The organism is Duganella sp. GW821-FHT01E12, assembly GCF_059422325.1.
In genome coordinates this window covers 623581-649236 of sequence record NZ_JBWKWR010000003.1, presented here as the reverse complement: position 1 = coordinate 649236, position 25656 = coordinate 623581, and the positions used below count along the sequence as shown (strand labels likewise).

The window sequence follows — 25656 nt, the reverse complement described above, 5'->3', positions numbered from 1 at the left end:
TATCCCATGTTGTTCCAGCGCGAAGGGGGCCTGCAGGTACAGGTGCGCTCGACCGTGCGCGCACTGCAGGAACAGTCGGCGCCGGGCCTGGAGGTCGTTCTGGTGGACGCCAACCGCCAGCGTCTGGACCAGTTCGATCTGATCCATGTGTTCTCGGCGATCAATGGCAATCATCGGCTGGTGGAATTGGCGGCCGATGCCGGTGTGCCTGTCGTACTGTCGCCGGTGCTGTCGCCGGGCTGGGGGCGGTTGGACGGCGTGCGCGCCAGACTGGCCGACCGCCTGACCGGCCGCTTGACGGGATGGAATGTACAGACCAGCTATGCGCAGACCAAGCGCGCCCTGCAACTGGCGCAATTGGTGATCGCCTTGGGGACGGCAGAGCGCGATGCCATCGTCAGCGCCTTTCAAATCCCGGACGGGAAAATACGCATGCTGCCGAATGGCATCAGTCCCCAGTTCTTTGGCGCGCGGCAGGAGGAGTTTCGCCGTTGCACGGGGCTGAACGGGCCGTTTGTCCTGATGGTGGGGGCCATCTCGCCCTACAAAAACCAGCTGGGCCTGATACAGGCGCTGGCGCAAACAGAGCTGCCGGTGGTGCTGATCGGACGCGCGCAACGCCAGCACCAACACTATCTGCAACAATTGCTGGCCTTGCCCCGAGTGCGCTGGCTGGGGCAACTTGAACATGACGACCCGTTGTTGGCGAGCGCCTATGCAAGCGCGTCGGTGTTGGCGCTGCCCAGTCATGGCGAAGTGTTTCCCTTGTCGGTGTTGGAAGCGCTGGCGGCCGGAACGCCCGTGGTAATGACGGATGAGAGCGCATTGAGCCTGCCCGACAGCAATTTCGCTCTGAGGCAGTTGCATTGGGACGACGCGTCAGGTTTGCGCCGGGCCATCGTGGAGTTAATTGCCAATCCACCGGAACGGGCGCTGGTGCGCGCCCTGGTTGAACGCTATAGCTGGCAGCGGGTCGCTGAGCAGATGGTGGCTTGCTACACCGAGCTCTTCCACCGGTCGCGCCGCACCTCAGAGGCTTGCCGTGCTGTTTAATTCGTTCGGCTTCCTGTTCATTTATCTGCCGATCGTCCTGGCTGGGTATTTTGTGCTCGCGAGGGTGAGGCCCAAGTGGGCGATCGGATGGTTGGCACTGGCTTCGCTGTGCTTTTACGGTTACTGGAACTGGCGCTACCTGCCGTTGTTGATGGCTTCGATCTGCGTCAATTACTGGTGCGCGGGACGGATGCTGGGGTCCGGCAACCGGCGCAAGCACTGGCTGCTGTTCGCATTGGCGGCAAACCTGGGTTTGCTTAGCTATTACAAGTACGCCAATTTTTTCATTGCCGGAGTCAACACCTTGACGGGGGCCCATTGGCACGCGTGGGAGATCGTGCTGCCGGTCGGTATCTCTTTTTTTACCTTTACGCAAATCGCCTTTCTGGTGGATTGCTATCGCGGTGTGGCGGGTGAATACCGTTTCGTCCATTACGCTTTGTTCGTCAGCTATTTTCCGCACCTGATCGCCGGGCCGGTGCTGCATCACAAGGAGATGATGCCGCAATTCGAACGCCCGCCCGGACTGATGGTTGCAGATGTTGCCGTGGGACTGTCCATCTTTGTCGTAGGGCTGGCCAAGAAAGTGCTCCTCGCTGATCCCTTGTCAACGCTGGTTGGGCCTGTGTTTGCCGTTGGGGCCCACCCGCAGCTGATCGAGGCATGGATCGGCGCACTGGCCTATACCTTTCAGCTCTACTTCGATTTCTCGGGCTATTCCGACATGGCGATCGGCCTGTCGCGCTTGTTCGGGGTGCAATTGCCGTTGAATTTCAATTCGCCATATCAGGCTGGGGACATCGCTGAATTCTGGCGGCGTTGGCACATGACGTTGTCGCGTTTCTTGCGCGACTATCTCTATGTGCCGCTCGGAGGGAAGCGCCACCACCGGTATCGCAACCTGATGCTGACTATGTTGCTCGGCGGCCTGTGGCACGGCGCCGGCTGGTCGTTTGTGGTGTGGGGCGGTTTGCATGGCGTCTACCTGGTGTTGCATCATGGTTGGCTTGCCTGGGTGGGGCAAGGGCGTCCGCGGTGGTGGGGACGGTGCTTGACCTTTCTGGCGGTGGTGGCCGCATGGGTGGTATTCAGGGCACCGGACCTGGCCACGGCAGCTGACATCTTGCGCGCGATGGCTGGCGGCAACGGTGTGGCCTTGCCGCACGGGTGGGTTGCTTACGCGCCACATTTTCGCGGGGCGGTGCAATTTTCAGGCATACGCTGGGTCGATTTCAGTGGCATCGCGCTACCGGTGCTGGCGCTGGCTGCGGCGCTTGCCTTTTATGCGCCGAATACGCACGACATCTTCCGCCAATACGGCCGTTGCAACGAGGCTTCGCGCCCAATGGGATGGGCTTGGCGGCCGCACAAGACGTGGAGTCTGGCATTCTCCCTGCTGTTTCTCGGGTGCCTGTTCAGCATGAATCGTGTCAGCGAATTTCTCTATTTTCAATTTTAACCATGAACCACGGTGATAACGCCGAATGGCGCAATTACGTCAGTATCTTTTGCGCTTGCAGCGCGCTGGTGATGGGCGCTGTGACGATGCTGAACTATCACGTCGATCCCTATTTGACGCATCAATGGCGAACGCCTCAAGTCGAGCGCCTGCGGCCGGGAAGGGAGAAGCTCAGCGCCTGGGGCAAGACTTACGCGCTGGCCAAATTCAAGCCGTCGGTGCTGTATGTCGGCAACTCACGCACGGAGTTGGGCTTGCCCACGGGCGCGCCAGCGTTTGCCGGACTGGACGTGTTTAATGGCGCGCTGTCCGGCGCTTCGCTGGCGGACGCGATGGCGATGGCGAGTCACGCCGCACAGTTCGGCAAGCTGAAGACGCTGGTATGGGGCATCGATGCGCCGTCATTCTCCATGGAACTCGGCAACACCGATTTCAGTCGCGAATTGGTGGCGGATGGTCCGCTTTATTTGTGGCGGCGAAGTTTGTTGGACGTCCAACGCGCTTTGGCCTTCGACATGACAGCCGATTCGATACGCCTGCTGCGAGGAACCATGGGGCGCGATTGCCATTCCAGCCTGGCCTTTAACGGACAGCGTGACGCGCTCTGCGTACAGGACCGCATCGAAAGCCTGGGGGGAACCGGGGCTGTAATTGTGCCCCGGGTGCGGGAGTATATCCGTGGCGCGGGACCCACGGCCGAAGCGATGGCGGCGCTGCATCAAGGTTTGAGCGGCTTGTGCCGCGCCGGCACCAGCATACGTTTGTATCTCAATCCAACCCACGCCATGACCGCCGATGCCTTGTATTGGGCGGGCAAGTGGCCCGCGTTGGAGGCCTGGCAACGTGCGCTGGCGGACATGGGGCACAGCTTTCGCACCGCAGGCTGCGATTTGCGTATCTTCGACTTTTCCGGCTTCAACAGTGTGACGACGGAGGCGATACCGCAAGTGAGCCACAGGTCCGCGATGGTGTATTACTGGGAGCCTTCCCATTACCGCAGCAACGTGGGAGCGATGATATTGGGCCGCATGTATGGATATGGCGATGTGCCGCAGGACTTCGGTGTCGAACTGCAGACGGAAAGCATGGATCGTCATCTGGCGGCGATGCGTCTTGCGCGCGAGCGCTATCACCGCGACCATCCCGAGGAGACTCGCATGGCGCGGGCGGTGGCGGCGGAGCGCTAGTCCTTGCGCAGCAGCGCGCAGCCCTTTTCACAGCCCTGCGAAAAATGCAATATCGTCGGAAAGTCCCGTCGCCAGCGTTGCAGGATGGCTTGCTCGTCGAGGCGCGCGGCGTCGTCAAGATACACGGCGGCGCCGGAATTCAAGCGGGGAAAGAGCAAGGGACCTGCCGGGTAGCGCGCCTGCAAGCGCGTCGCTTGCGGTGGACCGTCGATGACCAGCAAGTCGATGGTCAACAGCGCTGGCAATTGCGCCAAATCGTACCAGGGCCATGATTGGCCGTCGAGGTCGTATGGCGTCAAAGGCGCGTCGATGACGGTGGCCCAGTCCTGCAGGCCGTGGCGGAGCAATTGTTCCCGTGTCTGCTCGGCGAAATGGGCGTCGTGCTCCAGGCTGTAGACCTTTCCGCCGCCGTTCAGTTGCATGCAGCGTGCCAGGACCACGGTCGAGATGCCGCTGCTGCATTCCAGCACCGTCGCGTGCTTCAGGCTGCGCGCGTGGCGCGCCACTTCCAGCAAAAAGTCCGGCGAGGCCGCCCAGCCGCGCGTCGGTGGCAGGCTGCGTTTGAGATCCAGTTCGATGTAGAGTCCTTGCAAGGCTTCCAGTTGGCGGAATAGCCCGGCTTGATCGTTGTGTGCCTGGTCGCGGGCGTCGTACAGCAGGATATGCACGCGGCGCAATTTATGCAGCGTGTAGAAGGAAACCGCCAGCAGCAGGATGATCGTGGAGTAGGCGAAGATGGGCATGGCGGCTCCTGGTTTAGTTGCTTACTACCTTGCTGATGACGTAACGGTGTTTGCCGGAAGCTTCCGCCGGTATCTCCGCGACTTCCTCTATCACTATTTCCACCGACGCTCCGAGGCGCGCCCGAAACTGGCTGATGATGTCGATCCGCAATGCGGGCGCCAAGCCGCTGACGCTCACCAGTAGCACGCGCGTGACGTCCAGGCTTTCCTGGATGATCTTGAAAGCGCGGATTTGCGGCAGGTCGCGCAGCACGTATATCAGCGCCAGTCCATGCATGACCGTGCCGTCGCGCGCCACGACGAAATCGGTGACCCGGCCTTCCACACGTTTCAGCAGCGGTAGTCCGCGGCCGCAAGGGCATGGCCGGTTGTCGAGCGCGCCGACGTCGCCGGTGGCATAACGGATGAAGGGGAAGTCGCCGCTGGCGAGGTGGGTGACGACAATGGCGCCATTGTCCCCGGGCGCGACGGGCGCGCCTTGCGGATCGACGATCTCGATGATGACGTCCTCTGCGGTGATGTGCAGGCCGCCTTCCGGGCATTCGTGGGCGAGGAAGCCGGCATCCCGGCCGCCGTAGCCGTTGGCGACCGGGGCGGCAAAAGTCTGCTCCAGCAATGCCCGTTGTTCGTCATAGAGCCGTTCGGCGGTGACGAACACCACTTTGACGCCCAGTCCATCCAGCGCAATCTGCCTGCCTTGCGCGTGCCGCGCCAGCAAGCACATGGCGGAAGGGTAGCCGAACAACATGGCGGGACGCAGCCGTCGTAGTTTCCGCAGATAGTCGTCGAGCCGGGCAGCAGATAAGTCGAACGCCGGCAACAGCATGCTGCGCATCAAGCGGTCGCGCCGCATGCGCCAGCGGTCCTGCGCCTTGAGTTCGATCGGCGAGCCCCACATCAATGCTTCGGGATCGCCGATATCGACTCCCCACCAGCGCGTGGCGCGCCATTTGGCGGCGACATCGTGGCTGACGCGGTCCTTGCCCTGGAAGAAGATCAATGGTTCTCCGCTGGAGCCACCGGTGTTGAAGCGCTGGAGGGGGCCCGCGTTGTCGGCGATAAAGTCGTTGCGATGCCGATTGATCTCGGCCTTGTGCAGGATGGGAAGGCGGCGCAGGTCGCGCAGTTCCTGCATGCGGGCGGCATCGAAGTCGAGTCTGGCAAAGAGCTGGCGGTAATATGGCACATGCTCGGAAGCATGCAGCAATAGCGTGCGCAATCGCGTCAGTTGCAGCGTTTCCAGGCGCGCCGGTGGCCACCACTGTGACTGCTCCATGCGCCTCCGTAAAGCGAGGCTGCTATGTCTTTTGAGGAGCTCATGCAGCGGAAACAGTAGTCCGGAAACCAGGCCTGTGTAGCCTAACCTCGGCGGGCGCTTGAGTAGACGGCGGTATTGCGCCATCAGCAAGGGCGCCACCTGTGGCCAGGCATAGCGTTGGGCCTCGGTAACTCCCGCTTGGATCAGTGCCGCGGCCCGGGCCGGCGTCTGCAGCACGGCCAACATGGCTTGAGCCATTGCCTCCGGGTTGTGCGGAGGCACAAGCATGGCGTTGACGCCGTCGCGGACCAGGTGCGGTATCCCACCGACGTCCGTGCTGACTACCGGCACGCCGCTGGCCCATGCTTCCAGGATGGAGTTCGGCATATTGTCGGCCAGGCTGGAGTTGAGTGCGAGATCGCTCTGGTGGTATAGCGCGGGCATTGCTGCGTTATCCATTTTGCCGGTGAAGCGCAGGGAATCGCCCAGCTGCAGTGCCAGCGCCAGTTGCTGCAGCCGCGCCGATTCCGGGCCTTCGCCGCAGAGGGTCAGGCGGGCATGCGGCAGGCTGTGGCGGACTATGGCGAAGGCGCGCAAGGCGGTGGCCTGGTCGTATAGCGGCTCCAGGTGGCGCGCGACCAGGATGGATGCGTGGGGCGGCGCGGCAGCCGGCGGATGGAAGCGCTTCAGATCGACGATGTTGGGTACGATTTGCGCGCTCATGCCGTGCAAGGCGAAGACTTCGGCGAGGAAAGTGGATGGTACGATGAGTGCATGCGCCCGGCGCATGCTGCAACGGACCAGTGTCGCGCTGCGGTTGAGAAAGTCCATGGCTTCGCCGCCGCGATAGTTGACCAGCACGCCTCTTCCGCGCAAGCGGCCGATCCAGATCGCCGGCGTGGCGTGCAAATGCCATGACCAACCTGAATTGGCCATGATGTGCAGCACCTGCGCGCGGCCGGCGGCGCGCCACAAACGCCAAAGGTACGACGGCAGGCGTGTAGCGGCCCGAACCCCGCGCAGCGAGGCCACCCACGCCGGCCAGACCGGCGCGTTGACTTGCACCAGCTCGACCAGGGCGCCGGATTCGCGTAACAACTGCGCCAGTTGCGCGGTCTGATTGGCAATGCCGCCGGCGGGCGGGGGCTGGGGGCCCACCAAAGCAATGCGCAGCCCGGGGATATGCACCGGGCGCGCAGCCAGGGGGGGCGACTTCGGGCCGTTCATGGCGCCGGCGCAGCGAGGCGCTGGTAGATGGGAATGTAGCGGGCGACGCTGGCCCCCCAGTTGCGCTCACTTTCCACATAGGCGCGGGCTTGCCTGCGCAGGGCGGGCCAGGTGTCTGCATGGCGGATCAGGTGCAAGATTTGCTTGGCCAGAGCCTCGACGTCACCGGCATGGAAGAGCAGGCCGGTCTTGCCGTGCTCGATCAACTCGCGATGGCCGCCTACATCCGATGCCACCACCAGGCGTCCCTGCGCCATGGCTTCCAACGGCTTGAGTGGAGTGACCAGCTCGGTTAGACGCATCGGCAGACGCGGATATACCAGGATGTCGGTGAGCTGGTAGTAGTCGCCTATCAGATCGTGGTGGACGCGGCCGGCAAACTTGACGCTGGCGCCCAAGTCCATTTGGCTCACCAGTGCGCGCAACTCGCTTTCCTGGGGGCCACCGCCGACCAGCAGCAGTTGTATCGACGGTGCTGCGGCCAGCAGGCGCGGCATGGCGGCGATCAGCAGCTCCAGGCCTTCGTAGGCGTAGAAGGAACCGATGAAGCCGAGCACCAGGTTGCCCTTCAGCCCCAGGCTGAGGGCGAGTTTGTCGGTCGATGGCGTGGCCGACGGGAACTGCTTGCTGTTCACTGCGTTGGGGATGACGGTAATCTTGGCGGCGGGAATGCCGCGCGCGACGATATCGTTCCGCAAACCCTCGCAGATGGTGGTAATGGCGTCGGCCCGGCGCAAGACGTGGGTTTCCAGCGCCCGTGTCAACCGGTAGCGGAGGCCGCCGGAGCGACTGGTGCCGTGGTCGGCGGCGGCATCCTCCCAGAACGCGCGGATTTCGTAGACGACGGGTATGCCCAGCGACCGTCCCACGTGCAAGGCGGCGACGCCGTTCAGCGCGGGCGAGTGGGCGTGCAAGATGTGCGGGCGTATCTTGGACGCTATCGGCAGCAGGCGCCGGCGCAAGCCCACCACCACCGCCCACTGCCGCAGTAGCGGTAGCCGCGTCCACCAGCGCCGCAGCGGTGGCGTGCGGAAGAAGTGCCAGCCGTCGATTTCCTGCTGGTCGTTTCCGCCGCCTTGTTTGGCGCTGGTCAGGTGGAGGGTGTGCCAGCCCAGTTTGCGCTGCTGGCGCAGGATCTCCAGCGTGCGGAAGGTATATCCGCTGTGCAGTGGCAGCGAATGGTCGAGGATGTGGAGCACGCGCATGGTCAGGCCGCCTGCCGGACCAAGCCGCGTGGCGCCGCCGCCGGCAGCTGGCGCAGGAAGGATTCGAACATCAACAGCGACCACAATGGCGCGCTATGGTCGCTTCTGCCGGACAGGTGTTGCGCGAGCAGAGTTTGCACATGGTCCAGATTGAACATGCCGCAGTCGGCCAGGACTTGGCTGCTCAGACAGCTTTCAAGATGGGCGCGCAGCGGGCCGCGGAACCAGTCGGCCAGCGGGACTGAGAAACCCATCTTGTTGCGGTACAGTAGTTCGTTTGGCAGATGGCCTTCGAGCGCGCGTTTGAACAGGTATTTCCCCGTTCCGGCGCGTAATTTAAGCTCTGGCGGCAGGCTGGACATCCACTCGACCAGCTGGTGGTCGAGCAGCGGCACCCGCACCTCCAGGCCATGCGCCATGCTCGCGCGGTCGACCTTGGTGAGGATGTCGCCGGGCAGGTAGGTTTTCAGGTCCAGGTATTGGATGCGCGAGAGCGCATCCTCGGCCGGACAAGCAGCGGCGTGGCGCTGCAGCACCTCGCGCGCGTGATAACCGGACAGTTCGCGCTTGAGTCCTGGGCTGAACAAGGCGTCGCGCATCTTGTCGCCCATGATGCTGACGCTGTGGAAGTATGCCGTTACGGAATCGCGGGCCAGCGCTTCGAAAGTGGTCTTGGCGCGCAGCGGGCGCGGCGCCCAGTCTGCCTTGGGATAGAGCCGGCCCAGCGCGCCAAACAGCGGCCGGCGCAGGCCGAACGGTAACATGGTGCGCCAGCGCTCTTCGTGCAGATGCCAGCGGTAGCGCCGGTAACCGGCCAGATTTTCGTCGCCGCCATCGCCGGACAGGGCCACGGTCACGCGCTGGCGCGCCAGTTGGCAGACCCGGTAGGTTGGCAGGGCCGAGCTGTCGGCATACGGCTCGTCGTACAGGCCGGCCAGGCGGTCGACCAGACTGATGTCGTGCTGCTCGACACGCTGCGTCTGGTGGCGGGTGCGGTAGCGTTCGGATACCATGCGTGCATATGCCGACTCGTCGAATTGTGGATTGCCGAAGGAAATCGAGCAGGTGTTGACCGGGGCCGGCGACTCCTGCGCCATCATTGCCACCACGGCGCCGGAATCCACGCCGCCGGAAAGGAAGGCGCCCAGCGGCACTTCGGCCACCAGACGGATGCGTACCGCTTCGCGCAGGCGCGCCAACAGCTCATCGGCGGCCTGTGCCTCGCTGACGGGAGACTGGACGGCGAAGGGAATGTCCCAGTACTGGCGCGGCGGCGGCAGCGCCTGGCCTTTGCGCAGCAGCAGGGTGTGTCCCGGCGGTAGTTTGCGGACCTGGCGGAAGATGGTGCGCGGCTCGGGAATGTAGCCATAGGCGAAGTAGTCTTCGACGGCCAGCGGGTCCATCTCGCGCTTTAAGCCCTCATGCGACAGCAGCGCCTTCAGCTCGGAGGCGAACAACAGCTGGCCGTCGTCGAGCAGGGCGTAGTGCAGCGGTTTGACGCCCAGGCGGTCGCGCGCCAGCAGCAGCGACTGGTGGCGCCGGTCCCACAGCGCGAAGGCGAACATCCCGCGTAAGCGTTCGACGCAGCGCTCGCCCCATTGTTCCCATGCGTGGACGATGACTTCGGTATCGCAGTGGGTGCGGAAGGTGTGGCCGAATTGCTGCAATTCGCGCATCAGCGCCTGATAGTTGTAGATCTCGCCGTTGTAGACCACGACCACACTATGGTCTTCGTTGAACAAGGGTTGCTGCCCGCCGCCCAGGTCGATGATGGACAGGCGGCGGTGGCCCAGCGCCAGGCCCGATTCGAGATGGGTCCCACCCTGGTCGGGGCCGCGATGGCGTTGGCTGTCGGTCATGGCTTGCAACAGGCCGGCGTCGATGTCGACATGACGGTGAAGGTCGAAGATTCCTGCGATGGCGCACATGGCTATTCTTTCATCGATCGTGTTGCGGTGGGGCGGCGAGGGCGTCGTAGACGGCCAGATAGGCGTCGGCCATCGCGTGCAGGCTGTATTCGGTCAGTACGCGGCGGCGGCCGCGCTGGCCATGGCTGACGGCCAGCGCGGGCAAGCGGTAATAATCGTTGAGGGCGTCAGCCAGCATGGCCGGTGAACGTGCGGGGACGAGGGTGCCGGTCCAGCCGCTGTGGACCAGGTCGGGATTGCCTCCCACCGTAGTGGCCACGACCGGCAGGCCGGTGGCCATCGCTTCCAGTATGGTGTTGGACATGCCCTCGGCCAGTGACGGCTGAACAAACACGTCCATTGCGCGCATGAGCTGTGGGATGTCGTCGCGGTTGCCGGGCAGCCATGCCAGGTCTTCCATGCCGGCCTGGCGCAGCAGGTCCAGGCAGGCTTGGCGGCACGGTCCATCGCCGACGATCAGCAGGCGCAGGCGGTCGCGCGGCAACGCGTGTTCGGCAATCAGCAGGATGAACGCTTGGACCAGCGTAAGGTGATCCTTGACTTCGGCCATGCGTCCGACGCTGCCGACCACGAAAGCGTCTTCGCACAAAAAGCCTGCGGGGCCGATGGCGGCCGGCGGGCCGAGGCGCGGATGGAATTGCAGGCTGTCGACGCCGTTGCAGATGTGGGTGACGCGCTGCGGGCGCGCGCCGATGGTGCCGATCAGCCAGGCCTCCAGGTCTTTGCTGACGGCGATGAAATGGCCGATCAGCGGCCGCAGCAGCTTGCGCAACCAGCGGTATTTGCGGCTCAAGCCGTGCAAGTCATCCATGTCGCGGCCGTGTTCGCCATGGACGCGCAGGCGCACGCCGGCCACGGCCGCCAGCAGTTGGCCTTCGATGCCGGACAAATTGCGTGTATGGATCATGAGCGGGCGCAAGCGCTTGAGGGTTTGGAACAGCCGCAGGTAGTGGCCCCAATCCTTGCCCTCCCGTTTGTTGATGCTGATGATCTCGACGCCGGGGCGCTGGATGCGCAGGTGGTAGTCGCTGTAGTCGCGCAGGCAGACGATGGCGTGGCGATAACGATCGGGCGGCAAGTGGTTGATCAGGTTGATTAGTCCGTTTTCCAGACCGCCCACGTCGAGGCGATGGATCAGGTGCACGATCAACGGTGCGGCGACCAGTTCAGCGTCCGGCGACATGGGCAAGTCCTTGTTCAATGGCGGGCAACATGGCCGACAGCAGGCTTTGCATGGCCTCGGTGGCCTGTTCCGGCTGCTCGTCGTAGCGGGAGGCCAAGACGATCTCGGCGCCGCTGTCAGGCGTGCCCATTAGCTTGCTGCGCGCGAGCAGCAATTTGAGCAGCAGTGGATTGCTGGTGTCGTGGCCCGCCTGCCGGTACCAGCGCCATACCAGTAGTTTGATGTCGCCGGTCTGGACGATCGTCTGCTTAATCTCGATGCTGTGCTGCCCGAAGTGGATGTGCCGGCCGGAGTCGGTTGTCTCCTTCCATGTCTGGCCGGTGGAGGCTGGGCTCCATACCGGTGCGAGCAATTCGCTGCCTTTGGATTGGTGACGGTACCAGGTCAGTTGCAGCGAAACCTGGCGGTGGCCGTCGTGGTAGTTGGCTGCCCAGCGCCCGGCCTGGCCTGCGTGCCGTACCTGCCAGTCGCTGTCGAGCAGCTCGCTCGCATGCCACGGCCCGGGCGGCGGCGCCAGACGCAGAGCGGTCTCGGGGCGCGTATCGGTCGGCGGTGGACGCAGCACAAGATAGGCGAGCGAGGGCCAGATGGCGATCGTGATCAAGCCGGCCAGCGCAGCGCGCGTGAACACCGCGATGGACGCCGCCGGCGCGCCGGCAACAGGCAGGCTTTGTTTCGATGGGGGGGTGTCGCGCCATCGGCTGCCGATCCAGAACATCATGGTCGCTACCAGGCCGAAGAACAGCCAGCCGTAGATCAGATGGTCGATGCCGACCGCCAGGGTCATGTTGCTGTAGTGCCCAATCAGAACGATCATGAATGCGCGCAGACCGTTGGCGATGACGGGTAGGACCAGCGCGACGGCGATGAATGCCGTCTGGCGCATGCGACTGTGGTAGGTCAGATGTGCGTACAGCGTGCCCAAAGCGAATGAAGCGATCAAGTAGCGCAGGCCGCTGCATGCCTCCTCCACCGACCAGTTGCCGCTTGGTAGCGACAGGAAATTGCTGTCTCGAAATACAGGTATTCCGGCCAACTGTAAGGCGTCCACCGTGAAGCTCGATGTAAATTCGATCAAGGGCGAGATCAACACTTCGCCGAAGGGGACGGCAAGCAGCAGGTACGCCAGCGCGAACGCGTTGGCGCGCGCATACGGCCAGCCGAGTACCAGTGCGACCAACGCCCCCACCATCAAGACCAGGCTGTACTGCTGCAGCACGGTCACATTGGCGGCGGTAGCCAGCAGCCACGTAGCGCCCAACGCTGTCAGCGGCAGCAGAAGGAGAGGCGAAGGCTGGAGCGGACAGCGCATTAGTTGAGCGCGTCGCCGCCACACCAGCCAGAGGCAGACCGGCGGAACCACGAGGCCGTGCGCGAAGGTTTGCGAATGCCACCACAGATCGGCCATGTCCGCCACCGTTTTCCAGTGCAGCGCAAGCAGGCCGGCCAGCGCCATCAGCAGGCAGACGTATGGCCAGCGGCGCGACGGGGTGACTTGGGCGGCAGCCTCCTGCGGCGACACCGGCGGCAGGGGCGACAGCGCGGCGTTCATGGCGTGGGCTCCGGCTGAGGGCAGGTGGCCGGGCAGACGTAGAGCACGTCACCCAGCCGCTCCAGGTTACGCTCCCATTGATAGTCGCACAGGACGCGCTGGCGCGCCGCCGCGCCGAAATTCCCGGGTGCGCGCAGCTGTTCACTTATGGAGTGGATGAATTCCGTCGCGCTGGTGGCACAGAGCAAATCCCGGCCCGGCAGCGCGGAAAGTCCCTCGAGCGCCTGCGGTGTCGCCACCACGGTCTTTGCCATCGCCATGGCTTCCAGCACCTTGTTCTGGATGCCTCGCGCAATTTGCAACGGTGCCACCGTTAGTGCCGCGTGTTGCAGATAGGGACGGATGTCGGGTACCGTGCCGCTGACGTGGATGCCCGGCAGGCGCGCCAAGGCTTTCACTTCCGCGTTGGGGCGCGAGCCGACGACGTGAAACTGAAGTTCGGGAAACGCCAGCCGCAACGCCGGCATGATCCGCGCGGCCATCCAGGCGGCTGCTTCGATATTGGGTGGATAGTCCATGGCGCCGGTGAATACCAGCGCGCGGGCGCCGTGATAGGGATCCGGCATCCCGGGTTGCGGCGCAAAGTAGGCGGTGTCGACGCCGTTGCTGAAGTATCCGGTCTTGTGGCCGGATTCCGGCGCGCGCTGCCGGAACAGCGCGGCTTCGGCGCTGGACACCAGCTGCACCTGGTCGTAACTGCGGGCTGCGGCGCGCTCGAACTCCAGCAAGGTGCGGCCTTCGCGGCGGTACAGGGACGACAGCGGCCAACCGTGCTGGTCGGCGTAGTTCTGCCATTTTTCAGAATCGACATCGACCAGGTCCAGCACGCGGTGCAAGGGGCCGCGCTCGGTATGGGCCGGAAGATATTGCGCCATGGGGCCGGAAAAGGCCAGGGCGGTGTCGATGCGGTGTTGTGCCAGCGTGTGGCGCACCCAGCTGCGCATCGCGGCGTGGCGATAATAGGCGACGCTAAGCGCCTCGCCCCGCCACAGCGCGGGAATGCTGGCGAGCCGGGCCAGGCGCGGATGAAGGCGGACAAAACAGGTGCTGGCGCAGTCGCCAGCCAGGTGTGCCGCGTATTGTTGATCGCCCGGATCGTCGATGAAGCTGCCCAGGTGCACCCGGAAGTGGCGTTGCAAGTAGCGCAGCACGTTGTAGGCGCGTATTTTGTCGCCCTTATTCGGCGGGAAGGGGATGCGATGCGTCAAATACAGCAGCTCACGCATGGCGCTACCCCAGTTGCCGCACGATGTGCGGCCCGAGCGCGTTCGCCAGCGGCAGCGGCAGCAAGCGCCAGGCTCGTATCAGCAGCTGCAGGCGCGGGTTCAGCGGCTGCAAGTCCTTTAGCCGCTTGCCGCGGTGGAGCTGGTAGTCGTAGCGCAGCGGATACGGCTCGAAACCCCAGTTCTTTTTGAACGCGTATGCGCCCGTGCCATACTTGCTCCGTCCGAAGTCGAACAATTTGCGGCCGCGCTCGGCGGCGCGCCGCATCACTTCCCAGTACATGAAGTCGTTTCCGGCGTAGACGCGGGCGGCATCCCCTCCGCCGCCGTAGTATGGCAGGATCTCGTCGCGAAAATGGAAACTCATCACGGAGCAAATCGCCCGCTTGCCATGTTGCACGCTGAGGATTTCGCAATCGTCGCCGAAGGCTTGCTGCAGCGCGCGGAAGTAGCGCCGGCTGAAGACCGGCGTGCCCAGGCGGTGTACGCTGGTGGCGTAGTTGTCGAAGAGGCGCTCGCTATCGGCGTCGATCACACTATGCAGGCCGGCCGCCATCCCTTTGCGGATCATGGCGCGCTGCTTGCGAGGAATGGCCAACAGATTTTTTTCGTTGTCGGCGGAGATAGGCTTGCGGAAGGTGGCGTACAACTCCTTATGCAGCCAGTCCTGGTGCAGGGGCTGAAGGTGCCGATATTCGAGGTGATCGACCCGCAGGCGGACGGCGAGTTGTTGCGCGGCCCGATCAACGGCGGCCGCCGCGCCTTCTTCCTGTGCCGCGATGCCGCCGTAGACGCAGAATGGCAGCGAGCACAGAGTGTTGCCGAACAGTCGGCTGTTGACCTGGGCGAGCGGCAATACCGCCTGGATCTGGCCGGCCGCTTCGGCATACAGATACCAGGTGGGATGGCCAAAGACGTTTTCCATGATCTGCTGCCAGCCGGCACGGTGGAAAAACGTGGCGCCGGGGCAGCGCTGCACAAAAGCGTCCCAGCGCGCGTGCTGATGCGACCCCAGTTGTCCGACGCTCCACTGCATTATGCATTCCCAAGAAAGATGTGGTCGATCCGGCCCCATTCAAAATCGCGCAGCAGGCGAACGATGCGCCCCTCCGTCTTGTGCAGGTTGAGGTAGTGGCGAAACCTGGTCTTGAACGCCACGCCGCGTTGCCTGGGCTGGCCGGGATCGAGTTCCCATGGATGAAAATAGAATATGCCAGCTTGGCCATCGACCGAATTGATGCGCCGCAAGGCCCAGCGTGACGCGGCATACGGCAGCAGGCGGAAGTAGCCGCCACCGCCGGCCGGCCAGTTGCAGCCCCCGACGCGGACTGTGCTGATAGGGAGTTCCAGCACGCCGTTGTCGCCGCGTGGATGCCAGGCGAAGCGGGCGCCGTTGGGCATGCCGTAATGGTCGTGGTGGATGGGATAGATGCTGGAGCTGTAGCGGTAGCCGGCGGCCCTCAAGGTGTCCAGCGCCTGCAAATTATGGGCACCTATGGAGAAGCTGGGCGCCCGGTAACCGAGCACCATCTTCCCGCTGAGTTGCTCAAGCAGATGTTTGCTGCGCCGTATGTCGTCGCTGAATGCTTCGGGCGTCTGTTCGTTGACGCGTAAGTGGGCGTAGCCGTGGCTGGCTAGTTCGTGGCCGCTGTCGGCGATCCGGCGCACCAGCGCCGGGTAGCGCTCGGCGATCCAGCCCAGCGTGAAGAAGGTCGCTTGCGTGCGCTGCTGGTCCAGCAGGCCGAGGATCAGGTCGACGTTGCGTTCGACCCGGCAGGGCAGCGAGGTCCAGTGCGTGCGGTCGATATGGGGGGCGAAGGCGGAGACCTGGAAGTAGTCCTCGACGTCGATCGACAGGGCGTTGCGCATCAGCCGGGCTCCCCGCTGTTGCTCAGCCAGCGTCCGATGTGGCCGGCGATGCGTTCGGCGGCATGGCCGTCCCAGCAGGCGGGGATGCGTCCGGCTTTGCCGCCGTAGCGCAGGATGTCGCGGCTTAGCGCAAGGATGACTGAGGGATCGCGGCCGGCGATGGCGTTGCTGCCCTCGGTGACGGTGACGGGCCGCTCGGTGCTGTCGCGCAAAGTCAGGCAGGGGATGCCGAGCGCGGTGGTTTCTTCCTGCACGCCGCCGGAATCGGTCAGCACCAGGCTGGCTTGCTTCATCAGTCCCAGCATGTCGCGATAGGACTGCGGCGACAGGCAGGCGATGCGTGGCGTATCGAGCAATTTTCCCAGTTCGTAACGCTGCAACATCGCACGAGTGCGGGGATGGAGCGGGAACAGTACCGGTACGTCGTTGCTGAGCTTGACGATGGTTTCCATCAACAAGCGCAGCCGGCGCGGGTCATCGACGTTGGAGGGGCGGTGCAGCGTCAGCAGTGCGTAGCGGGTGTCGTGCTGCAGGAAGCCGGCGAGGTGGATGCGCCGCAACACGTCCAACACCGGCGTGGCCCGCGCCAGTTCGCGCTGCAGCGTGTCGATCATGACATTGCCGACGAAATGGATGCGCGCCGCCGGTATGCCTTCGCGCAGCAGGTTGTTCATGCCGCTGGCTTCGCTGGTGAACAGCAGTGTCGACAGTTGGTCGGTGAGCAGGCGGTTGATCTCTTCCGGCATTGTGCGGTCGTAGCTGCGCAGGCCGGCCTCGACGTGCAGTACCGGAATTTGCCTTTTGGCCGCTGTCAGCGCACAGGCGAGCGTGGAGTTGACGTCCCCGACCACCAGCACGGCGGCCGGCGCAGTGGACTCCAGCACCGGCTCGAAGCGCTGCATGACCAGTGCGGTCTGCGTCGCGTGGCTGCCGGAGCCGACCTGTAACTGGATGTCCGGCGCGCGCATTTCGAGGGCGGCGAAGAAATCGCCGTCCATGTCAGCGTCGTAGTGCTGGCCTGTGTGGACCAGCACCGATTCAAGCGGTGTGGCGGAGGCGGCCAGTGCGCGCAAGATGGGGGCCATCTTCATCAGGTTCGGGCGGGCGGCGACGACGCAGAGGATGCGATAGGCCATGGGCATGGGGGGCTCCGTTCAGAACGCGACCGTCAGGGCGGCGCCAACGCCGTTTTCGCGGTAATTGCCGCCCGCGTTGCTGGTATGGCGGACATGGCGCAGATCGACGCTGGCGCTGACCTTGGGTTGCAGTTGATGGGTCAAGGTCAGCGTTAGCACGCTGTTGCGGTCGCTACGGCCGGTGCTCAGCGATTCGGCCCGGCTGTGGCTGGCGCCAATGGTGACGTTGCTGCGCGGCGACATGCGCCAGTTCCACCCCGCCTGGGCCGCTGTCTGGCTGGTGCGGTCTTCCAGCGCCAGTTCGTCCGGTTTCAGCAGGGGGCTGTCGATGGCGCTGCTGGTTTGTGCGGTGCGCCGGCTGGTCGTCAAGCTGAGCGCAAGGGCGCTGCGGGGGCTGGTGTAGACGGTGGCCAGCTTCCAGTCCTTTTGCAGATAGTAGCGATGGCTGAAGAAGTTGACGTTGCCGTCCGGCCCCAGCATCTGCGAGACCAGCAGAAAGACCTTGATGGTTTGCAGGCGGGTCTGTGGGTCCGGGATGCGGGTGGCCCACAGCTGGTAGAGGAAATCGCTGAGGCCGGTTGGTGCAATGCGGAGGAACTCGCCGTGCGTGGTGGTGATGTCTTCGTTGTAATTGAGCGACCAGAACATGCTGCGCATCCTGTATTCGGCATCCAGGCTGTAGGTGTTGCCGAAGTAGCGCCGGCCCAGGCTGGCCGCGATCCTGGTGCGCGGCGACGGCGTCCAGTTGCCGCCGGCCGACCAGTAGCGGCCCTGCGGCTGCGCGCCGCTGGTGTGGTAATCGCTCTTTTCGTAACCACCGGTGGCTGAAAGCGACAGGCGGCTATTGAGTGGATAGCTCAGCGTTAGCGCGGTGTCGCTCATGGTGACGGGCGGCAGCGCGCTGTCGTCGATGTGCTTGCGGTCTGCGCGCATGTCCCAGTTCCAGCCTTGCCCGCCGTTGTCGCCGGTCAGGCGCAGATTGGTGTCGTCGCTGCGCACGCTAAGCAGTCCGGCGCTGCTGACGTGCTGGTAGTCGTAGCGCAGCTGCGCGGTGGCCAACCCATGGAAGTCGTGCTGCAGGTAAGGGCTGATGCTGGTCGCGCGCACGGTGCTGTTGTTACCCGTGACCTGGGCCGGTTCCAGCAACTGCGGGCCGAAGGCCGAGATGTTTTGTTGGCTGATGCTGGAACGGGCGTCCAGGTACAGCCAGTCGCGTTTCAAGTCGGCGTGACCGTTGGCGTCCAACTGCTGTGTGCTGCGATCCGCGCGGTGGGTGTAGCGGATCTTTTGCAGGGAATAGTCAAGCGCCAGCTTGAGGTGGGGGCTGTTGGTGTTGACGGCGATGCCAGGCGAGACTTCGGTGGTGAATTCGCTTTGGGCCTGGCCTGCCGGCGCCAGGTTCATATTGTCGGTATAGGATTCCCGCATGCGCAGCGAGGGCAGGACCGTCCATTCGGCCGGAATGGCGCAAGCGGGCAGCGACAGCAATACCAGTATGCTCAGCTGATAGGGGGCGCCGCGTGGTGCCAGGTTAATCATAATAACCATAGTATTCGCCGCCGGGAAAGGCCTTGCTTTTGTTGTAGATCAGGCTTACGTGCGGACACTGTTCGATGTGGCGCAGCGCCTCTTTGACGGCATGCTGGCTGGTCGTCTCCGACTCGACCACCATGACAATCTGGCCCATTTGCGCAGCCAGCACGCTGGCTTCCGTGGTCATCAGCAGGGGCGGCGAGTCGAAGATGACGATGCGGTCGGCGTAGCGCTCGGCGATCTCGGTCAGCAACCGGCTCATGCTGCGGCTGGCCAGCAGTTCGGTGGCATGCCGGTTAGCGCGGCCGGCAGGCAGGATGCTGAGGGTGGCGACATTGGTTTTGAGGATGACGTCGGACAGTTCGGTGCGTTCCCGCAGCAGGATGTCCATCAGGCCGGGTTCCGCCGGCAGGCCCAGTACCTTGAGCACCGACGGCCGTGCCACGTCGGCATCGACCAGCAGTACCGTGATATCCATTTCCATCGCGATGCTCATCGCCAAGTTGACGGCGCAAAAGGTCTTGCCTTCGCCGGGCAGGGCGCTGGTGACGACGATCAGGTTGCCGTGGCGAAGCGCGGCGACATCGTGATCGCCGCGCGCGTTACGCAACAGGGGGCGCTTGATGATGCGAAAGTCCTCGGCCACGGCGGTGCGGCCGCCGTCATGGGTCACCATGCCCAATTGGCTCAGCCGCTCAAGGTTGATCTCGATGTGGCGCGGGGCGCTGCCGGAGGGCGGCGCTTGCTCAGTGACTTGCTCCATGCGCAACTCCTAGTATCGAAAGGCCGTCATCGCCAGCACGGCGCCGTAGGCTACAAACAGACAGGACAGTGCTGTGCCAAAGGCGTAGCGGCCGCGCTTGCGTTTGATTTTCTGGCTGTCAGTCCAGTTCATCGATACCGTGCCCAACACTGGCAGGCCGGTGCGCTCGCGCAACTCGCTGGGGCTGAGGAAGGTGGGGCGCACCTGGCTGATCAGCAAGGCCGCAGCCAGTCCGGTGAGCAGGGCCCCGCCCAGCACCAGGCTGGCCAGCAGCTTGCGGTTGGGGCCCACCGGCGTCAGCGGAATTATCGGCGCGTCGATGATCTTGAAGGTCATCATGTCGGTGTTGGAACTGAGCTCGCCGGACAGCTTGGCCGCTTCGCGCCGGCCGATCAGCTTTTCGTAGTTGTCCTTGTTGATCAGGTAGTCCCGGTTCAACTGTGCCAGTTCGGATTCGATTTCCGGCACCGCGTTGGCCTGGGCCAGCAGGCGCTGATGGCGCGCGGCGTATTCCTGCACGCGGGCGCTGATGGCGGCCACCTTCGCATCGGCCTCGGTCTGCGCGACTTTGAGTTGTTGCAGCATCGGGCTGTAGTTCTTGCCGGGATCGCCAACCGACTTGAGTTTGCTTTCCTCCACCTTGCGCGCCTCCAACTGGGCAACCAGGCGCTTGGCGGCGATGATGTCGGGATGGAGTTCGGTGTACTGCATGCGCAATGCGTCGAGGTTCTTGTTCAGGGCGGCGATGCGGCCGTCGAGCTCCGGGCTGTCGATGCTGGACGGATTCAGGTCGGCGCCCAACACCGGTTCGTCGCCGCTGATCTGGCTGCGGATGGCGTTGCGCGCCTGTTCGGCTTCCACCAGTTCCAGGCGGGCAGTGTTGAGTGTGTCGGCCGACTGCGTCAACTGGCTGCTGTAGTCGACACCCTGGCGCGGCAACAGGCCATTGTTCTTGAGCTTGAACTCCTTGACGGCGTTTTCCGCGGCGATCAGCTTTTCTTCGTATGCCTTGATCTGGTCGTCGATGAATTGCACCGCCTTTTTGGTTTCGCCGTTCTTGCCCTTGAAACTACCTTCGACAAAGATGGTCAGCAGCGACTGCACGACGTCATGCACCAGCTTGGGATTGGGGTTGTTATAGGTGATGGTGTAGATGTCGTAGGTGCCTGTGCTGCCGATCTTGATTTTGCTCATCAGTTCTTCCAGCTGCTGCTCGTGGTCGCGCGGGGTCTTGGCATTCAGGTCCAGGTCCACCATGCGCATCACGCGCTCGACGTTCGGACGGCTCAGCAGCGTGCGGCTCATGATGGAGACCTGCTGTTCGACATTGGGTACGCTGGTCATCCCCGCCAGCAGCGGCTTCAGTATGCTTTGGGTATCGACAAAAACCCGCGCGGAGGTCTGATAGTCGTCGGGCAGCAGCGCCACCTTGGTCCAGCCCGCCAGTGCCACCAGCCACATGACCGCAATCGCATACCAACGGTATTTCCATATCCCCTGCAAACTGATTAACAGCTGGCTAATCATCTGCTCCATGGTGTGATTGCTCCGGTTGCCTGGGGAAGGTGAAGTTAAATTATATGGCCCGCAATTCTGCATATTTTTCTAACTGGGCGGTGATTGAGACAGATCAAGCGGCGGCGGGCGGCTTTTCTGAATCATGGAAGCTGGTCTATTCAAGCGAGATTCGTCATGCATCCACTATTGCGTATTGCTGCCACCGCCTGGATGGCGCTGCTGTTGCTGGCGGGTTGCGCGCACCGTGCCGTACTGCCGCAGGAAGAAACGGTCGCGCCGCAAGGAGACTATCTGATCGGCGCCGGCGACGTGGTCAACATCAACGTCTGGCGCAATCCCGAGGTGTCGGTCAGTGTGCCGGTCAGGCCGGACGGAAAAATCACCACGCCTCTGGTCGAAGACTTGCAGGCGGCCGGCAAAACGTCGACCCAGTTGGCGCGCGATATCGAGAAGGCATTGGAGAAATATATACAACAGCCGATGGCGACCGTGATTGTGACCAGTTTTGTCGGCCCGTATAACCAGCAGATACGGGTGATCGGCCAGGCGGCCAAGCCGCAGGCGCTCGCTTACCGCCAAGGCATGTCCCTGATGGATGTACTGATTGCGGTGGGCGGCATTACGGATTTTGCAGCCGGCAACAAGGCGAATATCATCCGCACGGTGAACGGCACACGGCAGAGCCTGCCAGTCCGCCTGCAGGACTTGTTGCGGGATGGGGATATTTCTGCCAATGTGGCGGTGCTTCCCGGCGACGTATTGGTGATTCCAGAGAGCTGGTTCTGAAACGTAAAAAAATATTTTGATAGTTGGGGAACTTTCCAACAAAAAGGCAGGTCTGAAGAGCATGAGCCCCAGTTTGTCCGATTTCGGCAACTGGCCGACAGACCTGACAGGATCCCCACCGTGCAATATGACGACGCGATAGTTTCATTTGAAGCCGGTCCAGGCCTGCGCGACCTCGTGGTCGGCGAAGGCACAGCCCACAAGGAATTGGACCATACAATAGATCAGCAGATATTCCATATCCGTATGGCAAACTCGCAGGGCCGCAGGGAAGCGGCCAGCTTGTTGCTCAAAAAAATGTACGGGTGGCGAGGTTATTCGGTCGATCCCAATGCGCCCCATGCGCTCAACAAAATCACGCTGTTTGCGGAGACGGGCGGCCAGACGGTAGGCACCATGTCGCTGTGCCTGGACAGCGATGAGATTGGCCTGCCTGCCGACGAAAATTTCCAGGACAAGCTCGACGAATTGCGCGCCCAGCACCGGCGCCTGTGTGAGCCGTCGAGGCTGGCGATCGACAAAGGTGTGTCCAAGCGGGTATTCGCCGCGCTGATCCACATTTCCTATATCTATGCGCGCAATATCCACGGCTATACCGATTACGTGATCGAGGTCAATCCGCGCCACGTCATGTTCTACAAGCGTATGCTGGGTTTCCGGGACTTCGGCGGAGAGCGGCCATGCACCAGGGTCGGCGCACCCGCCGTGTTGTTGCGGCTGGAGCTGGACTACATGGGCGAACAGATCCGGAAGTTCGGCGGCATGATGGAGCGACAGACCACCGAGCGGTCGTTTTACCCCTACTTCTTCCCGACTTGGGACGAACCGGGTATCACTGGTCGCCTGATTGCCGGCCGAAGTTAGCTATTTCTGCGGCGCTTCAAGATAACTGGTCGGTATCGCGTAGGCGATGCCGCTGGGCGTGCTGATTGCCGTTTCCTTGACGCCTTTGACGAACACCATGTTGACGACCCCGACCACTTCCCCGGTGTCGGGGTCGAACAGCGGACTGCCGCTGTTGCCCGGATAAGCTGTGCCGTCCAACTGGAACACCAGATAGGGGGGCTTTTGCAACTGGTTCAGCAGCTTGCCGTCGAGCCTGCTCGAACTGAGCGACGGCATCGCCACCGGGGTGATGGCCGATACGGTGCAGCGATGCGTAACGTGGCGCAAACCTAGGACCATGCCTAGGGGAAAACCCATGAAGGCCAGTGACTTCCCCTCCTGTACTTTGGTTGAATCACCCAGCTTGAGCGTGGGGATGGGGGCGCCCTGCACCCGCAGGCGGGCGAGGTCGTGTTCCCTGTCGATCATCGTTACCGCGGCCGCGCGAAATTGCGACGTTTCGCCCTGGCGTACCAGAATGCCCAACATATCGCCCTGGTCGGTTCGAAGTAGCTCATTGACCACATGGGCAGCAGTCACGACGGTCAGTCCATCGTCGATCGCAAAGCCCGAACCGATAAAGGACAAAGCGGGGCTGCGGGTTTTTTGGAAGCTGCCTATGCCCACCACCGAAGGTTTGACCAGTTCAATGGTATGGCTGAGCTCGTCAGCGGCGGCGGGCATCGCCAGGCCGAACGCGAACAACGCGCAGCGATAGAGGCGGTTCAGCATGTAGGACTCCCGGAAATTGGCGCGGACGGTATAGGCCTTAGAGCGGAGGCACACAGCAGCAGCATGAAAAGCAGCGTGATGCGTGGAACGTCGAACAAACTGTCGAACAGGCCCACCACTTGAAACGCGGCAAGAGCAGCAAGCAGGGCGAGTGGCAGCGCCTGATCGTCGTCGTCGAATGCACGGCGCAGCAATTCCGCGCTGGCGCTGCCGAGCAGTCCTGCGTAGGCCATCAGGCCGGGCCAGCCCATATCAAAATACAGGTTGAGGCCCAGGTTTTTGATATGCCAGGGAAGGTGGTAACGATCACTGCTAAAAAACCAGTAGTTGTTTGCCTCCGAAAATGAACCGTTGTGCACAAGCTCGTGTTGTTCGGGTTGGCTGCGCAGGCTGACATTGTCTATGTCCAGAGTGGCGCGTTCACCTTCGACGGCGATATCCAGTTGCACCCGCCGGCCAGAACGGCCAAGAACGCCCGACGACAGCGGAAATTGATACCGTTGCCAATTCGGCGCCTTAGAAATCTGACGTAATGGCAGGGCGATACAGCCTTGTGGATAGAGCAGCTGGCGCTCGCATAAATTCACGTGAAGAAAAGCCGGTGCGCCGCCGTTCCAGATGTCCAGCGCCAACAGATAGGGCGTCGCGGGTTGTACGTTTACCACTTGCAGCATATGCAGCATCTCGCCGTAGCCTGCCGGGTATTCGCCGGCGGTCAGACGCAGATAGCGGTTCCCACCCTGATCAAGGTAGTGATAGGTGGGCGGAATCTCGTGTTGTTGGTTGCGCCAAAAGTACAGCACCGGAAACTTCCCCAAACCCGTTCCCAATAGCGTGGTGCCCCAATCGTTATTCATCAGGTCGAGTGCCTGATTCCAGTGCCGCAGCCGTGCGGACAGATCGCTGCCCGTCGTGGAAAATCGTTCAGAGACGAAGTAGCTGTTATGTATGGGTATGACTGCTGCCAGCACCATCATGGCTGTCATCAGTGCGCTCAGGCTACGCCGGTTTGACCGCCACAGGGGACGCCGGCGCAGGAGCGTGAACGCAGGCGGCGTCAGGGCGATCAACACCAGGCCGGCACTTGGGCCCAAGGCTGAAGGCCCGGCATGATGATGGGCTATCCAGATCGTGTTGACCGATAGTCCCGCCAACGCCAGCACGGATAACGGCAACAGTCTGTCCGGGTGGCGGATGGTCCATCCGAAAGTCAATGAGGAGCAAAGGAAGAGCAGATATGGCGCTTTCAATAGGACTGGCGACGGCTGCCCCACCGGCAGCAGCCAAGCAAAAACGCCTGCAACAAGCAGGCCGCAGATCAGGCTGCTTATAGTGGCAAGCGGCTTCATGGACTGCGACGACAGCAGCAACGCCGCCGTTAGTAAGACCAATGCTGCGGCAAAGCCCCGGTAGCCGCTGCTTTCAAATACCGCGTCGAGTAGATAGACGAGTACGGTGACGGCGACCGCAATCATCAGTGCGGCACGCCAGCGCTGGCGTATCAGGTCCGCGTTCAGCATCTCCATCAAGGGAATGCCTGCGAGTATGAGTGCAGCCGCCGCATAGGCCAGGTATAAACCGCGTGAAAAAGTAGTCAGACCGGCATAGAGGGCCAGCGGCAATAGAAACAGCGCAATCCCTTGGCGTACCAGGGACTGCTTGCCGAACAACCATGCCGCCAACAGCGGACAGCTCATTGCCAGATAGCCGTCTAGCGCTGCGCCGCCGGTGTGCATGGCGGAAAAGGGCGCGGTAATCCTATAGTCACTGGAAAAATTGAGGAGTCCGGGAAACTGCCAGCGCTCAATTGTGGCCGCGCTGGCCGCCAAGCCCAATCCGATCAACATGCCAGGTAGGAGGAAACGGCGCAGTCCTGCGAGGTCGGGGCCGAGCGCCTGTTTCAATGGCGGCAGCAAGACTAAGCTCCAGAACCAGGCTTTGCCGATGCGTAGTGCGTTGTAGGGGCTGAGATAGCTGTTGAACGAATTGGCGTCAATGGGGGGAAGCGGTTGCAAGCCACGCCAGAGTGCTATGCCGCAGGCGCTGGCCAGGAGCAATAAACTGAGCCGGAACAGCGGTGGGAAAAACGGGCGTGGGTGGCGGGCATCGAGGTGCCAGTAACATAAGCCTGCCGTCAGCAATAAGAGCAGATCGATTTCCTCAACAAAGAACCACCCGGTGTGCGGCGCCAGATCCAGCACCGGCAGCAGCGCGGGCAAAGCCACTAGCCACAGCACGGGTCGCCACCACAGCAGTGCACCGTACGCCAGCAGGATCGCTGGGAGCCAGCTGTCGTAAAGCGGGTAAGCCGCGAACGCCAGCAGAAAGCCGCCGAAAAATGCCCACGAGAGCAGGCGAGCGCACCACATGAGATTCTCCCTGGCGAATGGTAGGGATAGAGTAGGAACTCTCGCCG

Annotated in this window: 20 protein-coding genes; 5 read left to right on the top strand and 15 right to left on the bottom strand. The window is 62.8% G+C overall.

What is annotated here, in order from left to right:
• Positions 1-6 precede the first annotated feature (6 nt).
• The 3 genes from AC07WS_RS12630 to AC07WS_RS12620 are packed head-to-tail and all read left to right on the top strand — an operon-like array spanning position 7 to position 3699.
• Entirely contained in the window at positions 7-1053 is a 1047-nt protein-coding gene (locus AC07WS_RS12630) for a glycosyltransferase family 4 protein (RefSeq protein ID WP_494729411.1), read from the top strand.
• Positions 1043-2512 carry an MBOAT family O-acyltransferase gene (locus AC07WS_RS12625; RefSeq protein ID WP_494729410.1) on the top strand — a complete coding sequence of 490 codons (1470 nt, stop codon included), beginning with the start codon at positions 1043-1045 and terminating at the stop codon, positions 2510-2512. Before AC07WS_RS12630 ends, AC07WS_RS12625 begins: the two co-directional genes overlap by 11 nt.
• A gap of 2 nt (positions 2513-2514) precedes the next feature.
• Positions 2515-3699 carry a hypothetical protein gene (locus AC07WS_RS12620; protein ID WP_494729409.1) on the top strand — a complete coding sequence of 395 codons (1185 nt, stop codon included), beginning with the start codon at positions 2515-2517 and terminating at the stop codon, positions 3697-3699.
• On the opposite strand, the gene AC07WS_RS12615 is transcribed toward AC07WS_RS12620, so the two are convergent.
• The 13 genes from AC07WS_RS12615 to AC07WS_RS12555 are packed head-to-tail and all read right to left on the bottom strand — an operon-like array spanning position 3696 to position 20855.
• Positions 3696-4442, bottom strand: a complete 747-nt coding sequence (locus AC07WS_RS12615; protein WP_494729408.1) for a class I SAM-dependent methyltransferase — start codon at positions 4440-4442, stop codon at positions 3696-3698. The genes AC07WS_RS12620 and AC07WS_RS12615 overlap by 4 nt on opposite strands.
• A gap of 13 nt (positions 4443-4455) precedes the next feature.
• On the bottom strand, positions 4456-6927 hold the full coding sequence (locus AC07WS_RS12610; protein ID WP_494729407.1) for a glycosyltransferase: 2472 nt from the start codon (positions 6925-6927) through the stop codon (positions 4456-4458).
• Positions 6924-8132, bottom strand: coding sequence for a TIGR04063 family PEP-CTERM/XrtA system glycosyltransferase (locus AC07WS_RS12605; RefSeq protein WP_494729406.1), 1209 nt, complete (start codon positions 8130-8132; stop codon positions 6924-6926). The genes AC07WS_RS12610 and AC07WS_RS12605 overlap by 4 nt, the downstream gene beginning before the upstream one ends.
• A 2-nt stretch (positions 8133-8134) precedes the next feature.
• On the bottom strand, positions 8135-10060 hold the full coding sequence (locus AC07WS_RS12600; protein WP_494729405.1) for an XrtA/PEP-CTERM system amidotransferase: 1926 nt from the start codon (positions 10058-10060) through the stop codon (positions 8135-8137).
• A 10-nt stretch (positions 10061-10070) separates the two neighbouring features.
• Positions 10071-11243, bottom strand: coding sequence for a TIGR03088 family PEP-CTERM/XrtA system glycosyltransferase (locus AC07WS_RS12595; protein WP_494729404.1), 1173 nt, complete (start codon positions 11241-11243; stop codon positions 10071-10073).
• On the bottom strand, positions 11227-12795 hold the full coding sequence (xrtA, locus tag AC07WS_RS12590; protein ID WP_494729403.1) for an exosortase A: 1569 nt from the start codon (positions 12793-12795) through the stop codon (positions 11227-11229). Before xrtA ends, AC07WS_RS12595 begins: the two co-directional genes overlap by 17 nt.
• Positions 12792-14021: a TIGR03087 family PEP-CTERM/XrtA system glycosyltransferase gene (locus tag AC07WS_RS12585; protein WP_494729402.1), complete on the bottom strand. Its 1230-nt coding sequence runs from the start codon at positions 14019-14021 to the stop codon at positions 12792-12794. Before AC07WS_RS12585 ends, xrtA begins: the two co-directional genes overlap by 4 nt.
• A gap of 4 nt (positions 14022-14025) precedes the next feature.
• The gene (locus AC07WS_RS12580) at positions 14026-15054 is read right to left on the bottom strand and encodes a FemAB family XrtA/PEP-CTERM system-associated protein (RefSeq protein WP_494729401.1); all 1029 of its coding nucleotides are present in this window, start codon (positions 15052-15054) and stop codon (positions 14026-14028) included.
• Entirely contained in the window at positions 15054-15887 is an 834-nt protein-coding gene (locus AC07WS_RS12575) for an XrtA system polysaccharide deacetylase (RefSeq protein WP_494729400.1), read from the bottom strand. Before AC07WS_RS12575 ends, AC07WS_RS12580 begins: the two co-directional genes overlap by 1 nt.
• On the bottom strand, positions 15887-17029 hold the full coding sequence (gene wecB, locus AC07WS_RS12570; RefSeq protein WP_494729399.1) for a non-hydrolyzing UDP-N-acetylglucosamine 2-epimerase: 1143 nt from the start codon (positions 17027-17029) through the stop codon (positions 15887-15889). The genes AC07WS_RS12575 and wecB overlap by 1 nt, the downstream gene beginning before the upstream one ends.
• Before the next feature lie 12 nt (positions 17030-17041).
• Entirely contained in the window at positions 17042-18571 is a 1530-nt protein-coding gene (locus AC07WS_RS12565) for a TIGR03016 family PEP-CTERM system-associated outer membrane protein (protein WP_494729398.1), read from the bottom strand.
• Positions 18555-19319, bottom strand: a complete 765-nt coding sequence (locus tag AC07WS_RS12560) for an XrtA-associated tyrosine autokinase (RefSeq protein WP_494729397.1) — start codon at positions 19317-19319, stop codon at positions 18555-18557. The genes AC07WS_RS12565 and AC07WS_RS12560 overlap by 17 nt, the downstream gene beginning before the upstream one ends.
• Positions 19320-19328: 9 nt before the next feature.
• A complete protein-coding gene (locus AC07WS_RS12555; protein ID WP_494729396.1) occupies positions 19329-20855 on the bottom strand; it encodes an XrtA system polysaccharide chain length determinant in 1527 nt (508 codons plus the stop codon).
• A 156-nt stretch (positions 20856-21011) separates the two neighbouring features.
• Between AC07WS_RS12555 and AC07WS_RS12550 the strand changes: the two genes are divergently transcribed.
• Together AC07WS_RS12550 and AC07WS_RS12545 are read left to right on the top strand one after the other, a co-directional pair.
• Positions 21012-21623: an XrtA/PEP-CTERM system exopolysaccharide export protein gene (locus tag AC07WS_RS12550; protein WP_494729395.1), complete on the top strand. Its 612-nt coding sequence runs from the start codon at positions 21012-21014 to the stop codon at positions 21621-21623.
• A 120-nt stretch (positions 21624-21743) separates the two neighbouring features.
• Positions 21744-22487: an N-acyl amino acid synthase FeeM domain-containing protein gene (locus AC07WS_RS12545; RefSeq protein WP_494729394.1), complete on the top strand. Its 744-nt coding sequence runs from the start codon at positions 21744-21746 to the stop codon at positions 22485-22487.
• Here AC07WS_RS12545 and AC07WS_RS12540 read toward each other — a convergent pair whose 3' ends face one another.
• Both AC07WS_RS12540 and AC07WS_RS12535 read right to left on the bottom strand, forming a co-directional pair.
• Complete coding sequence (locus AC07WS_RS12540; RefSeq protein ID WP_494729393.1) at positions 22488-23240, bottom strand: S1 family peptidase; 753 nt, start codon at positions 23238-23240, stop codon at positions 22488-22490.
• Positions 23234-25609 (bottom strand): hypothetical protein, encoded by a 2376-nt coding sequence (locus AC07WS_RS12535; RefSeq protein WP_494729392.1) that lies wholly within the window; start codon positions 25607-25609, stop codon positions 23234-23236. The genes AC07WS_RS12540 and AC07WS_RS12535 overlap by 7 nt, the downstream gene beginning before the upstream one ends.
• Positions 25610-25656 lie beyond the last annotated feature (47 nt).

Bases quoted from the DNA above. Each gene is read 5' to 3' on its own strand.
- AC07WS_RS12630 (WP_494729411.1), top strand. From the start codon at position 7: ATGTTGTTCCAGCGCGAAGGGGGCCTGCAGGTACAGGTGCGCTCGACC.
- AC07WS_RS12620 (WP_494729409.1), top strand. From the start codon at position 2,515: ATGAACCACGGTGATAACGCCGAATGGCGCAATTACGTCAGTATCTTT.
- AC07WS_RS12615 (WP_494729408.1), bottom strand. From the start codon at position 4,442: ATGCCCATCTTCGCCTACTCCACGATCATCCTGCTGCTGGCGGTTTCC.
- AC07WS_RS12610 (WP_494729407.1), bottom strand. From the start codon at position 6,927: ATGAACGGCCCGAAGTCGCCCCCCCTGGCTGCGCGCCCGGTGCATATC.
- AC07WS_RS12605 (WP_494729406.1), bottom strand. From the start codon at position 8,132: ATGCGCGTGCTCCACATCCTCGACCATTCGCTGCCACTGCACAGCGGA.
- AC07WS_RS12600 (WP_494729405.1), bottom strand. From the start codon at position 10,060: ATGTGCGCCATCGCAGGAATCTTCGACCTTCACCGTCATGTCGACATC.
- AC07WS_RS12595 (WP_494729404.1), bottom strand. From the start codon at position 11,243: ATGTCGCCGGACGCTGAACTGGTCGCCGCACCGTTGATCGTGCACCTG.
- xrtA (WP_494729403.1), bottom strand. From the start codon at position 12,795: ATGAACGCCGCGCTGTCGCCCCTGCCGCCGGTGTCGCCGCAGGAGGCT.
- AC07WS_RS12585 (WP_494729402.1), bottom strand. From the start codon at position 14,021: ATGCGTGAGCTGCTGTATTTGACGCATCGCATCCCCTTCCCGCCGAAT.
- AC07WS_RS12580 (WP_494729401.1), bottom strand. From the start codon at position 15,054: ATGCAGTGGAGCGTCGGACAACTGGGGTCGCATCAGCACGCGCGCTGG.
- AC07WS_RS12575 (WP_494729400.1), bottom strand. From the start codon at position 15,887: ATGCGCAACGCCCTGTCGATCGACGTCGAGGACTACTTCCAGGTCTCC.
- wecB (WP_494729399.1), bottom strand. From the start codon at position 17,029: ATGCCCATGGCCTATCGCATCCTCTGCGTCGTCGCCGCCCGCCCGAAC.
- AC07WS_RS12565 (WP_494729398.1), bottom strand. From the start codon at position 18,571: ATGGTTATTATGATTAACCTGGCACCACGCGGCGCCCCCTATCAGCTG.
- AC07WS_RS12560 (WP_494729397.1), bottom strand. From the start codon at position 19,319: ATGGAGCAAGTCACTGAGCAAGCGCCGCCCTCCGGCAGCGCCCCGCGC.
- AC07WS_RS12555 (WP_494729396.1), bottom strand. From the start codon at position 20,855: ATGGAGCAGATGATTAGCCAGCTGTTAATCAGTTTGCAGGGGATATGG.
- AC07WS_RS12550 (WP_494729395.1), top strand. From the start codon at position 21,012: ATGCATCCACTATTGCGTATTGCTGCCACCGCCTGGATGGCGCTGCTG.
- AC07WS_RS12540 (WP_494729393.1), bottom strand. From the start codon at position 23,240: ATGCTGAACCGCCTCTATCGCTGCGCGTTGTTCGCGTTCGGCCTGGCG.
- AC07WS_RS12535 (WP_494729392.1), bottom strand. From the start codon at position 25,609: ATGTGGTGCGCTCGCCTGCTCTCGTGGGCATTTTTCGGCGGCTTTCTG.